Origin of the sequence: Deinococcus depolymerans, from assembly GCF_039522025.1 — a bacterium.
Taxonomy (GTDB): domain Bacteria; phylum Deinococcota; class Deinococci; order Deinococcales; family Deinococcaceae; genus Deinococcus; species Deinococcus depolymerans.
The window spans coordinates 1-12,181 of sequence record NZ_BAAADB010000032.1; the positions used below are offsets into that span (position 1 = coordinate 1).

Annotated in this window: 9 protein-coding genes; 4 read left to right on the plus strand and 5 right to left on the minus strand. The window is 70.1% G+C overall.

The annotated features are described in order from the left end of the window. Window positions 1-547 precede the first annotated feature (547 nt). Entirely contained in the window at window positions 548-2,584 is a 2,037-nt protein-coding gene (gene topA / locus ABDZ66_RS16830) for a type I DNA topoisomerase (protein WP_343761413.1), read from the minus strand. A 191-nt stretch (window positions 2,585-2,775) separates the two neighbouring features. Here topA and ABDZ66_RS16835 point away from each other — a divergent pair, with 191 nt between their 5' ends. After that, window positions 2,776-4,152 carry an AIM24 family protein gene (locus ABDZ66_RS16835; protein ID WP_343761415.1) on the plus strand — a complete coding sequence of 459 codons (1,377 nt, stop codon included), beginning with the start codon at window positions 2,776-2,778 and terminating at the stop codon, window positions 4,150-4,152. 275 nt (window positions 4,153-4,427) lie between these two features. Here ABDZ66_RS16835 and ABDZ66_RS16840 read toward each other — a convergent pair whose 3' ends face one another. The 3 genes from ABDZ66_RS16840 to ABDZ66_RS16850 form a co-directional block, all read right to left on the minus strand. Beyond that, window positions 4,428-5,933 (minus strand): protein adenylyltransferase SelO, encoded by a 1,506-nt coding sequence (locus ABDZ66_RS16840; protein ID WP_343761417.1) that lies wholly within the window; start codon window positions 5,931-5,933, stop codon window positions 4,428-4,430. A gap of 150 nt (window positions 5,934-6,083) precedes the next feature. After that, window positions 6,084-6,764 carry a response regulator transcription factor gene (locus tag ABDZ66_RS16845; protein WP_343761419.1) on the minus strand — a complete coding sequence of 227 codons (681 nt, stop codon included), beginning with the start codon at window positions 6,762-6,764 and terminating at the stop codon, window positions 6,084-6,086. A 678-nt stretch (window positions 6,765-7,442) separates the two neighbouring features. Continuing rightward, window positions 7,443-8,030 carry a DUF305 domain-containing protein gene (locus tag ABDZ66_RS16850; protein WP_343761421.1) on the minus strand — a complete coding sequence of 196 codons (588 nt, stop codon included), beginning with the start codon at window positions 8,028-8,030 and terminating at the stop codon, window positions 7,443-7,445. 89 nt (window positions 8,031-8,119) lie between these two features. Here ABDZ66_RS16850 and ABDZ66_RS16855 point away from each other — a divergent pair, with 89 nt between their 5' ends. After that, window positions 8,120-9,232 (plus strand): sensor histidine kinase, encoded by a 1,113-nt coding sequence (locus ABDZ66_RS16855; RefSeq protein WP_343761423.1) that lies wholly within the window; start codon window positions 8,120-8,122, stop codon window positions 9,230-9,232. 174 nt (window positions 9,233-9,406) lie between these two features. Here ABDZ66_RS16855 and ABDZ66_RS16860 read toward each other — a convergent pair whose 3' ends face one another. Then, window positions 9,407-10,057 carry a CatA-like O-acetyltransferase gene (locus ABDZ66_RS16860; protein ID WP_343761425.1) on the minus strand — a complete coding sequence of 217 codons (651 nt, stop codon included), beginning with the start codon at window positions 10,055-10,057 and terminating at the stop codon, window positions 9,407-9,409. Between the two features lie 74 nt (window positions 10,058-10,131). Here ABDZ66_RS16860 and ABDZ66_RS16865 point away from each other — a divergent pair, with 74 nt between their 5' ends. Both ABDZ66_RS16865 and ABDZ66_RS16870 read left to right on the plus strand, forming a co-directional pair. Beyond that, window positions 10,132-10,905, plus strand: a complete 774-nt coding sequence (locus tag ABDZ66_RS16865; protein ID WP_343761427.1) for a type II toxin-antitoxin system prevent-host-death family antitoxin — start codon at window positions 10,132-10,134, stop codon at window positions 10,903-10,905. Next, window positions 10,902-11,801 (plus strand): ParB/RepB/Spo0J family partition protein, encoded by a 900-nt coding sequence (locus ABDZ66_RS16870; RefSeq protein ID WP_343761429.1) that lies wholly within the window; start codon window positions 10,902-10,904, stop codon window positions 11,799-11,801. Before ABDZ66_RS16865 ends, ABDZ66_RS16870 begins: the two co-directional genes overlap by 4 nt. Window positions 11,802-12,181 lie beyond the last annotated feature (380 nt).

Genomic DNA, 12,181 nt, shown 5'->3' on the forward strand with positions numbered 1-12,181 from the left:
CTCCAAAGAATGGTTCCATAACGCTCCGCAAGCGGAGCGGTATCGATGTGTTTGATGCCTTGCTTGCGCATGGCTGTACCCATTGGGTACCGTTTTGACTTCATCCCGAAAGACTCTGTCCGTTTCGCGAATCTGGAGAACACCGGGGTGGTGTTCCGCTCGCCCAGCCCTGTCGGACTGGCCTTTGCATCTCAAGTATCTCTCGTTGTCATGCTTCGCGGAGCTTTGGAGGCTCCTTCGTTGCGTCCGGATCTCCTTCAGCAACTCAGTGAGTATAGGCGCTTCTTAAAAGCTTGTCAACACCCTACTCATCCTTCTTGAGCATCCGAGGCGCAGGGTCACTTGCGTTTCCCGGCGCGCTCCCTGGACCGGTCAGCCTCTCAACACGAGAGACCCACCTCAAGAAGCCTGTCCACAACCCACCAGGGCGGCAGACAGGCCTTAAAAGGTATCCGCCACCCTGCAAACTGTCAAGGGGCCGTCAGGAGCGGGCGACCGCCGCGCGCGCCCCGGTCGGCGGACCCGGGAACGGTCAGGGCCGCGCCCCTCACCTGCCGCTCTCGTCCCCGCGGGAGCGGGACCCGCCGGGCCCGGCCGGCTTACGTTTGCGCGAGGTTCCGTCGTCCGCAGCGCGCTTCTCACGGGCCGGCCGGGGCTTCCTCGGGACCCAGGTCCCCTGCATGACCGCGTCCGCCTGCGCGTCATCCAGCTCTGCAGGAATGACCTCCGTGGGCAGCGGGACGCTCTGCCCCCCGCGGACCAGATGCGGTCCACTGCCCGTCGCGCGGAGCCGCGTGGCCTCCAGGTGAGGCAGCGGCAGACTCGGCGCGTCCCGCGACGCCCGCCGGATCGTCGGCGCCAGCCCCTGGGTCCAGAAGCGCGTCAGGTACGCCACGCGCGTCGTTCCCCCGGCCGCCACGTCGTCCAGCCCGGCCTCCATGGTCGCCGTGAAGTCCCCACGCATCACCTCCGGCACCTGCCGCGCCAGGTACGTCGCCACCAGCAGCCCCACCGCCGTCACGGACAGGTGCCGGCCGGTCAGGCGGACGTACCCGCGCGTCTGGAGGGTCGCGAGCGTCTGCGCGTACGTGCTCGGCCGCCCGATTCCCGCCTTCTCCATCGCCTGCACCAGCGTCGCCTCGGAGTACCGCGTCGGGGCGGACGTCTTCTTCCCCTCCGGCGGTCTGGCCTTGAGTGGCACCTGCTGCCCCACCTGGAGGGCCGGGAGGCGCTGATCGTCCTTCTCCTCGTCCTCCTCCTGCAGGAGTTGCAGGTACCCCGCCTCCTTCAGCACCCGCCCCTGGGCGCTCAGGGTGGCCGCGCCGCAGGTCAGGGTCACCACCGTCCTGTCGAACACCGCATCATTCATCTGGGACGCCACGGTGCGCTGGTAGATCAGGGTGTACACCGCCAGCTCGTCCCCGCCCAGTCCCACGGTGTCCGGGGGGCGCCAGGTCGTCCCGGACGGGCGGATCGCCTCGTGGGCCTCCTGCGCATTCTTGTTCCGGGTCGCGTACTGCCGGGGCTGTGCGGGCACGGCCGCCGGGCCGAAGAGGCGCGTGGCTTCCCGCCGCGCCTCGGTCAGCGCCTCGTCCGACAGGGCCGGGGAATCGGTGCGCATGTAGGTGATGTACCCGCCCTCGTACAGCCGCTGCGCGGTGTCCATGACCTGTTTGGCGCTGAGGTTGAGCCGCCCGCCCGCCTGCTGCAGGGTGCTGGTGATGAACGGCGGTGCGGGCCGTGAGCGGGTCTCGGTCACCTCCACGTGCGTCACACTGGCTTCCCGGCCGTCCAGGTAGGCGCTCAGGGCGCGGGCCTGTTCGTCCGTCATCTCCAGCACCCGCACGCCGCCCTTCAGCACGCCGTCCTGGGTGTAGTCGCCTGCCCGCGCGACCGGCAGGCCCTGCGGGTGCTCGCTGCTGCGGACCTGCGTGACGGTTGCCGTGAACTTCGGGCGGGTCAGGACGTCCGCGCGGATCGACCAGAACGTCGCGGGCCTGAAGCGCATGCGGGCCATCTCCCGCTGAGACAGCAGCATCAGCGCCGCGCTCTGCACGCGCCCCGCGCTGAGCCCGCCGCCCACGCTGCCCCACAGCAGCGGACTGACCCCGTACCCCACCAGCCGGTCGATGACCCGGCGGGCCTCCTGCGCCGCCACGAGGTGCAGGTCCAGCGGCCTCGTCCTCTGCAGCGCCGCCTGAAGGGCCTCAGCGGTGATCTCGGTGAAGACCATGCGGGTGGGCTGATCGATCTTCAGCAGGCGGCTGAGGTGGTATGAGATCGCCTCGCCCTCGCGGTCCATGTCCGACGCGAACAGCACCCGGTCGGCCCGTGCCGCGAGCTGCTGGAGTTCCTTCACGGTGGCCCGCTTACCGGCCGGCACGACGTAGATGGGCGCGAAGGTCTCGGGATTCACACCCAGCGCCGCCCAGGGTTCGGCGCGGTACCGCTCGGGAATCTCGCCTTTCGAGCCCGGCAGGTCGCGCACGTGCCCGAGCGAGGCGCGCACCACGTAGTCCCGCCCGAGGTACCCGGCGATCTTGCGGGCCTTGGCAGGACTTTCGACGATCACGAGGGTGGCCATGTGGACAGGGTAGACGCACCGACGCGCCGGACCACCCACGTCTCCGCGCTTCCATGACCGTCACATGGTGAATCACACGGCTCCCGGCGCAACCCCCCCCCGCTCCCGGGCAGTCACCCGCACCGGACGCCCCGTTAGACTGGACGTCCACCATCCGGCCGTCGTCCGCTTCCCTCCTGCGAGGTTTTCCCATGACCCAGCTTCAACCCGGTGAGAAACGCAACCTGTCCGAATTCATCTCGGGTTCCCGCCTGCGCGTCCAGGTCAGCCACGACCTCGCGCAGGGCGACGTGAGCGTCTTCGGCCTGAACCACGAACGCCAGCTCCGGGACGACCGGTACTTCGTGTTCTACAACCAGCTTCAGAGTCCGGCAGGCGAGGTGACGTTGCAACTCGATGGGTCCCTCGCCACCTTCGACCTGGATCTCGCGGCCCTGCCGCCAGGCATCGAGCGACTGGTCTTCGTGATCTCGCACGACCAGTCACCCATGAGCCGCCTGGGGCAGTTGCGACTCGCCCTCCAGGACCCACAGGGCGCCGAGCGGGCCACCGTCGTGCTGCGCGGCAGTCTCTTCACCGCCGAACGCGCCCTGATGATCGCCGAACTGTACCGGCATTCCGGCGAGTGGCGCGTGGGCAGTGTGGCGCAGGGCTTCCAGGGCGGCCTGGACTCGCTGCTCGGGTATTTCGGCGGTCAGGTGGCGGACCCGACGGTCGCGCCGCCCGCCGCCACGGTCCCACCGGCACCCGCCCCACCGCCGGTCACGCCGCCCTCCCCTGCCCCGCCAGCGCCCGCCCAGCCGGCACCGGTCCCCCCCGCACCAGCCGGCACGGGGCAGGGCACCAGTGTCGCGGATTTCCTGCGCGGCAGCGCCGAGCAGGACCGCCCGGGCCACGTGTTCGAACTGGAATCCAGCAAGATGCTCGAGGTGAAAGTCAACGGCCGCGTCTGGAGCAAGATCGGTGCGATGGTCGCCTACCGGGGTCGCCTGGAATTCCAGCGGGCCAGCACCCTGCGCGACCTGATGGGCGGCGTGCGCTCCGGGGGCGGCATGGGCGCGCTGCTGGGCGCCGCCATGCGCCTGGGCAGCGGCGAGATGGGCCCCCTGGTGAGCATCCAGGGGCAGGGCGTGTGCTACCTCGCCGACCAGGGCAAGGAAATCTCGATCATCCGTCTGTCGGGAGACACCCTGAACGTCAACGGCAAGGACCTGCTCGCCTTCGAGGACACCGTGACCCACGAGATCACCATGCAGCGCTCCGTGGCGGGCATGGTGGCCGGCGGCCTGTTCAGCGTGCAGGTGCGCGGGCACGGCCTCGTGGCGATCCTCAGTCACGGCCAGCCCCTGACGTTGCGGGTCACGCCGCAGGAACCCATCTTCACCGACCCCAACGCCACCATCGCCTGGAGTGAACACCTGCGCCCGGACCTGCGGGTCAGCCAGGACCTGAGGTCCATGCTCGGACGGGGCGGCGGCGAAACCCTCCAGATGGCGTTCCAGGGAGACGGGTTCGTGGTCGTGCAGCCCTACGAGGAAACGGCCGCCATGGAGCTGCCGACCCACTGATACGAACTCCGATTGAATGGCTGACAAAGCCGTTCAATCCGGGCGGATGCGACTCAGAGAGCTGCTCCGCAGAGAAGGAGCTGGGCGGGTTCCGGACGTGGAGTTGACAGATCGGTGGTGTTCCGATCTGTGCACGAAACAAACGGCAGTCCGTGTAAGGCGGGAGCGCCGCGCGGAGCCGCGCCGGGGCGAGGGTGGCGTTCATCTCGGGTCCGGGTCCGGCAGGTGCCGTGCACATGGGGAGGTCCTGTGGGGACGGGAGCGGGCGGTCCCGGTCAGGTGCCGCAGAAGGTGCGGTAACAGGCCGTCACCTCCGCGCGGGCCGGTTCGAGGTACGCCGCCTGTTCCGGCGTCTCGTCGTACGGCCGCTGAACAGCTGCCAGCAGCCGCCGGAACGGCCCGAGATCCCCGTGGTCGGACGCGGCCGCCAGCGCCTCCTCGACCCGGTGGTTGCGCGGAATGACCGCCGGGTTCACCCGGCGCATCCGCTCTGCCCGGTCCTTCCAGTCCACCGCCGCATTGCCCTCCCTTCCCGCCCGTACCCGCCAGCGGGCCAGCCAGGCGTCCGGCGCCTGCGGGTCGGTGAACAGCGCCCGCAGCGGCCCCCCGTCCCCGTCCGCCGCGTCGGCCAGCCTGCGCCACCCGAGCGTGAAGTCCACCCGCTGGTCTTGCAGCAGGGTCAGCCAGTCCTGCGCGAGCGCACGGTCGCTCGGGTCGTCCCCGCCCTGCAGGCCCAGCTTCGCGCGCTGGCCGGTCAGCAGCGCACCCCCGTACCACTCCGGGAAGGCGTCGATCACCCCGGTCGCCTGCCCGGTGGCCTCCGACATGGCGTCCTGACTGTCCTCACCGGCGATGAGGGGCAGCAGCGTCCCGGCCAGCCGCGCCAGGTTCCAGCGGGTCACGGGCGGCTGGTTGCGGTAGGCGTACCGTCCGCCGTGGTCGATGGAGCTGAACACCGCGTCCGGGTCGTACGCCTCCAGGAACGCGCACGGGCCGTAGTCGATCGTCTCGCCGGAAATGGCGACGTTGTCGGTGTTCATCACGCCGTGAATGAATCCGACGTTCATCCATGCCGCCACCAGTGCCGCCTGCCGCTGCGCGACCCGGCGCAGCAGGCCGAGATACCGGTCGTCCGTTCCGACGAGGTCCGGGTCGTGCCGGGCGATGGCGTAGTCGGCGAGCTGCCGCACGCGGTCGGTCTCCCGGCGGGCGCTGAAGAACTCGAAGGTGCCGACCCGCAGGTGACTGGCCGCCACGCGGGTCAGGACCGCGCCGGGCAGGGCCCGCTCCCGGTAGACGGTCTCGCCGGTGGCGGCCACGGCGAGGGCGCGGGTGGTGGGGAGGCCGAGGGCGTGCATGGCCTCGCCGATCAGGACTTCGCGCAGCATGGGTCCGACGGCGGCCTTGCCGTCGCCCCGTCTGGAAAAGGGCGTGCGGCCGGAACCCTTGAGCATCAGGTCACGGCGCCTCCCGAGGCGGTCGATGACCTCGCCGAGGAGCAGGGCGCGGCCGTCGCCGAGTTGTGGGGAGAACCCCCCGAACTGGTGACCGGCGTACGCCTGCGCGAGCGGCTCGGCCCCCTCGGGGACCCGGTTGCCGGCGAAGATCGCGGCGCCGTCAGGGCCATCCAGCACGTCAGGGTCCAGGCCCAGTTCGAGGGCCAGGTCCCGGTTGAAGAACAGCAGGCTCGGCGCGGGCACGGTGGCCGGCTGCCAGGGAACGGCAAAGCCGGGCAGGTCCCGCGCGTAGGTGTTGTCGAACTGGAACGGGGAGGCGGGCATGGCAGACAGTCTGACGCCTCCCCGGAAATCGACTGGACGCTGGCCACAGTCCGGCACGGCTGAGGCAGGGCGCCATTTCCTCTGGGGGGCCTCTGTGAGTCCTTTGCGCTCGGATGGAACGGTTCTGGCAACCCGTTCCATCCGAGTCCATCACGCCTCTTCCGTCTCGTCCTCGCGGAAGCGGTACCCGATCCCCCGGACCGTCTCGATGAACCGCGGCGTGTCCAGCGTCTCCCCCAGCTTGCGGCGCAGGGCAGTGATGTGAACGTCCACCACCCGTTCGGTTCCGGGAAAATCGGGGCCCCAGACGCGCTCGAGCAGGCGTTCGCGGGACCAGGCCATGCCGGTGTGCTGGGCCATGGTGCTGAGCAGGTCGAACTCCAGTTTCGAGAGTTCCACGCGCCGTCCGGCCAGCCGCACCTCGCGGGCGCGCAGGTCGACGTGCAGGTCCCGCACGCTGAACGCCGTCTGCACGCCGGCCCGGCGGAGCAGCGCCCGGACGCGGGCCGTGACCTCACGCGGACTGAACGGCTTGACGACGTAATCGTCCACACCGCCGTCCAGGCCGCGCAGTTTGTCCTCTTCCTCCCCGCGGCCCGTGAGCATCAGCAGGGGAAGGGTCAGGCCGGCGTCACGGGCGTCACGGGCCACCTGCACGCCGGAGGTGCCGGGCAGCATCCAGTCGAGGACGGCCACGTCGGCGCGTGGCAGCTGTTCCCAGGCGTCCGGCCCCGTGCGGGCCTCAAGGACCGTGTGCCCGTCGGCTTTCAGGTAGGCCCGCAGGATTTCCAGGATGGCGGGATCATCGTCAACGATCAGGACAGTGGGCATGGGGACACTCCGGGACGTGCGGGCGGGGGTGTGGACGCGGCCTGGATGCGGGGACCTCGGGACGCAGGGGCGCCGCAGCGGGCCTCCTGATACGGATTCCGTTTGTTTCGTTCCCAGATCGGAACACCACCGATCTGTCAACTCCACGTCCGGAGGGGCGTTTCTCTCCTGCTCGCTCTGCTGCGCAGCTCTACGGGTCCGCTCGGATTGAATGGCCTTGTAAGCCATTCAATCGGAGTCCGTATGAGGTGACGCCGTGAACCCGCTCCTCCCCGGCCGGCCCGCAGGATAACAGCCCGGATGAATGGGTTCATGGCGTCCGTTGCGCTTCCACGCACGCCGCAGCGCCGCGCTGTGCGGCCCGGGGTTACCCGGGTGGGCACGCCTTCCCGGACCAGACGGGCCGGGATGGGCGCGCACCCGCCATCCGGCTCATGCGGACTCCAACGGAATGGGTGGCCAGAACCGTTCCATCCGAGCGGCCTCGCAGAGCTGCGCCGCAGGGGAGGAGCGAAACGGACGGCCGTCCGTCTCATACGGATTCCGTTTATTTCGTTGACAGATCGGAACACCACCGATCTGCCAACTCCACGTCCGGAACCCGTTTCTCTCCTGCTCGCTCCGCTCGGATTGAATGGCCTTTGCAGCCCATTCAATCGGAGTCCGTCTCAGGCGTTCTTACAGCCCGCGTTTGCTGAGCCAGGTGCGGAAGCCGAGCATCTCGGTGGCCTGGGCGGTGATGATGCTCCGGGCCAGCGTGAGGACACGGGCGTCCTGTCCGCGCTGCAGGGCCAGGTTCGCCATGTCGATGGCGGACGCATGGTGCGGCAGCATGCCCTGCACGAACGCCACGTCCGGGTTGCTGGCCTTCCGGACCGAGTCGGCCATGCCGGTCATGCGGCCCTTCATGTGGTTGGCCATGGCGCTGTTGCTGCCGAGGCCCTTGAGGAGACTGTTCATCTGGGTGATCTCGCGGGTCTGGTCGCGGATCACGGCGGTCGCCCAGGCTTTCACGGTCGCGTCCCGGCTCAGGGGCAGCGCGGCGCGGGCCATGTCCACGGCCATCTGGTGGTGCGGGACCATCATGCTCAGGAAGGCCCGGTCGAACGCCTGTCCCTGCAGGTGGGGCAGGTTACCCAGGTCGGACGCGCCCGTTCCAGTCGCGGCGTGGTGCATGCCGGGCATGGCGGCCTGCGCGGACGGGCCGCTCAGGGTGAGGGCCGTCAGGGTCAGGGTGATCAGGGAGGCGCGGAAGGTGGCTGTCATGCCGTCACCCTAGAGAGCGCCTGTTCAGCTTGTGTAAAGCGGGGGCCGCGGTGTTCGACAGCGGCGGGCACCTGGGATAGCGTGGCGGGGTGCGCCTGTTTCCGCGTCTGCTGCTCAGTCACCTGGCCGTGATCACGGCCATGGGGACCGTGCTGGTCCTGACGGCCGAGCTGGCCGCGCACCCGTTCATTCAGCGTCACGTGGACGAGATGGTCCGGCAGATGGGCGGGGCGGGGGCCGGCATGCGCGAGGACCTGAGCCTGGGCATGCGCCAGACCCTCACGCGGGCGCTGCTGACCGCGCTGCCGCTGGCGCTGCTGGTCGCCACGGCGACCGCCTGGATCGCGGCGCGCCGCGTGACGGCCTCGGTCCGGTCGCTGCAGGCGGGCAGCGCCGCGCTGGCCAGCGGCGAGTACAGCCGCCGACTCCCGGAGTCCGGTCAGGACGAACTGGCCGACCTGGCGCACAGTTTCAACGTCATGGCCGGCACCCTGGCGCGGGTGGAGCAGGGCCGGGTGGACCTGATCGGGAACGTCGCGCACGAGTTGCGTGCGCCGGTGGCGGCTGTCCGCGGGTACGTGGAGGCCACGCAGGACGGCCTGATGAGCAGCCAGGACGCCATGAGTGCCATCCACCGGGAGCTGGGCAGCCTGGAACGCCTGGCGCGCGACCTGAGTCTGGTCAGCCGCGTGGAGGCCGGGCAGGTGGACCTGTGGCCACAGGTGACGGACGCGCGAACGCTGCTGGAGCACGCGCAGCAGCGCTTCGCCCTGCCCTTCGAGGAGCGGGGGGTGACGCTGCGGGTCGGGCCGCTCTCCCCCATCCCGGCCTCCCCCATCCCGGTCTGGACGGACCCGGAACGCGCCGCGCAGATCCTGGGCAACCTGCTGGGCAACGCGCTGCGGCACACGCCGCCGGGTGGGCAGGTGCAGGTCAGCGCGCACGCCCGGGCGGGCCGGGTGCAGATCACGGTGCAGGACACGGGGTGCGGGATCGCGCCGGAGCACCTGGAACGCGTGTTCGAGCGGTTCTTCCGGGCCGACGCGGCCCGCACGCGCGGCGAGGGCAGCGGCGTGGGCCTGACCGTGGCGCGCGGCCTGGCCCGCGCCCTGGGCGGCGACCTGACCGTGCAGTCCACGGTGGGTGAAGGCAGCACGTTCAGCTGGACCCTGCCCGCGCCGGGCGAACGCGACCCCGGCTGAACGGTTCTCCCGGCGTCATACGGATTCCGTCTGTTTCCCTGACAATCCGAGACAGCACCGGGTGGCCAACGCCACGCCCGGAGGGGCGTTTCTCTCCTCCTCTGCGGAGCAGCTCTCCGAGTCGCAGCCGCTCGGATGGAAGGGCCGTTGCAGCCCCTGCAAGCGGAGTCCGTATCAGACCGGGGCGGGACCGAGCAGGCCGGGGTCGTCGAGGAGGGTCTGCACCCGGCCGAAGTACTCGGCGACGTGGCGGCCGTCCATCAGGGCGTGGTGCACCTGCACGGACAGCGGCATGGTCAGCCGCCCGTTCTGCGGCGTGAAGCGCCCGGTCGTGAGGCGCGGAATGGAGTCCGGCGGCGTCAGGGACTGCGCGTGAGTGATGCCGGTGAAGGCCAGCCAGGGCAGGCTGGACAGGTACAGCAGTTCGTCCTGGCCGGGCGTGATGCTGACGTGCGGCTGTTCGCGGCTGGCGCGCAGGGCGTCGGCCGCGCCGCTCAGGAAGGTGGGGGCGTGCGGGCTGTACGGCAGGGCGCAGAAGCGGAACAGCTCGTCGTGTTCCTCGGCGGCGGTGACGGAGGGATGCACGACGTCGTGCTCGACCACCTGCTCGCCACGGATGCGCCAGCGGAACGGCTGGAATTCGTTCGCAGCGCGCGCCAGGACGTAGGTGGTGGCGACCATGAAGGACGCGCCGCGCTCCCGGACTTGGGCGTGGAAGGCGGTCACGTCGACCGGGGCGGTCACGTTGAAGTCCGGCTGGGTGTAGGTTCTGAACAGGTTGAAATGATGACGGCGGGGCCAGGTATCCAGTTCCAGAATGCGCACGGGGGGCAGCGTAGCGCGCCGCCGGGCCTGCGGGCACGGTTGAGTAGGTGTGTACACATGTGTACACTTCAGGCATGACGTCGAAACGGGTGGGTGTGCGGTCCCTGCGGGAGGAACTGCCGGAGGTGCTGCGCGAGGTCAGCGAGACGGGTCAGCCGGTCACCGTGACCCGGCACGGGCAGCCGATGGCGACCATCGTGCCGGGCGTCCCGGCGCCGATGTCGGCGCGGCCGCGCATCATCGCGCTGACCTCGCTCAAGGGCGGGGTGGGCAAGACGACGCTCACCATGCACCTTGCGGCGGCCATCGCGCAGACCGGAGAGGCGGTCGTCGTGCTGGACGCCGACGAGGAGGTCAGTGCGCTGCGCTGGCAGCAGCACGCGCAGGCCGAGGGGGTCACGCTGCCGTTCCGGGTGCAGGCCGCCGACCGCAACAGCCTGATGCGGCAGGCGCGGCAGCTGGCGCAGGCCGGGCAGACGGTGGTGATCGACACGCCCCCGAACAACCGCGAGGTGCTCAAGAGCGCCGCGACGGTCGCGGACGTGGTGCTCGTGCCGGTCCTGCCGACCGGGATGGACATCGACCGGCTGGCGACCACGCTGGAACTGCTGGCCGACCTGGAGGCCGCGTTGCCGCGCTTCAACTACGCGATCGTCCTCAACCGCTTCGACGCCCGCAAGGGCATGGCGCACGAGGCGAACGCCGCCCTGAACAGCCACCCGCGCCTGGAGACGGTCGTCCGGTCCCTCAGCGCCTACGAGAAGGTGTTCGGCGGATCGCCCACCGAGCTGGCGCAGTTCCGGGAGATCTGGGACGAGATCCTGGGCGCCATGGGCGGTCCGGCATGAACGCCTTCGGGCGCAAGGGGCCGCGCCTCACGAACCTGCTGGAGCGCGCGCAGTCGTTCACGGCGCAGGACGGGGCCGGCGTCCCGCAGGGCGCCCCGCAGACGCTGCCGCTGGACCTGATCGTGCCCAACCCACGCCAGCCGCGCCGGCACTTCGATCCGCAGCAGCTTCAGGATCTGGCGGCCAGCATCGCCGAGCGCGGCGTGCTGCAACCGATCATGGTGCGGCCCTCGGGGGAGCAGTTCGAGATCGTGTTCGGCGAGCGGCGCTACCGGGCGTCCCGGCTGGCCGGGCGGCGCGAGATCCCGGTGATCGTGCAGGCCATCTCGGATGACGAACTCGAGGTGATCGCCACCCTGGAGAACCTGCAGCGCGCCGACCTGAACCGCTTCGAGGAGGTCACGGGCAAACTGACGCTGCTGGCGCGCACCCTGAATCTGGATGTGCAGGAGGTACCGGCGCACCTGCGGCAGATGCGTGCCAACCCGCAGGCCCACCCGGAGGACGTGCAGATGACCGAGCAGCTGTTCGCGCAGCTGGGCGGCGAGCAGTGGGTGTCGTTCGTGGTGAACGGCCTGCCGGTCCTGGCCCTCAAAGAACCCATGCGCGCGGCGGTCGAGCGCGGCGAACTGGCGTACTCCAAGGCGCTGCTGATCGCCCGCGCCCCCGCTGCCCTGCACGCGGAACTCGTGTCGGAGGCGGTGGCGCAGGACTGGACCCAGGCGGAGGTCCGGGCGCAGATCCGTGCGCGGCAGAACCCCCGCCCGGCCGCAGCCGGCGACACCCTGCGGGACCTGCGACGTCAGCTGTCACCGGCCCGGCTCGCGGTCCTGCCGGAAAAGCAGCGCGCGAGGGCCGAGCGCCTGATCGCGGAACTCGTTCAGCTGCTCTCCTGAATATCGATATTCAGAGAGCGGGAAGGAGTGACCGCCCCAGACCCGTTGCGCGATCACGGGCGGCGCGACCTGAAGGCCGCCGCGACCCGCCCGGACGCCGACTCCTCGGGCCTATCGCGCAGCGGCAGGTGCGCGCCCGTATTCGGTCATGGGTGCTCCTGTTGCCCCACCCCCACCTGCCGGGTCGCGTGACTGGCGGTGTAGAGCTGATCCGGAAATTATCCGCTGCTATTTCTGTTCCTATTTGCGTATTCATCGAGTGAAAGGTAGTTGGCTGGAACTATGCCCGACAGGGAACGCCTTGAGGCCGTGACAGCCACGCTCGCAGCGTCCAAACGCGATCGGTCAGCCCAATCGCCATCGCCGGTGTGCGCTGGAGG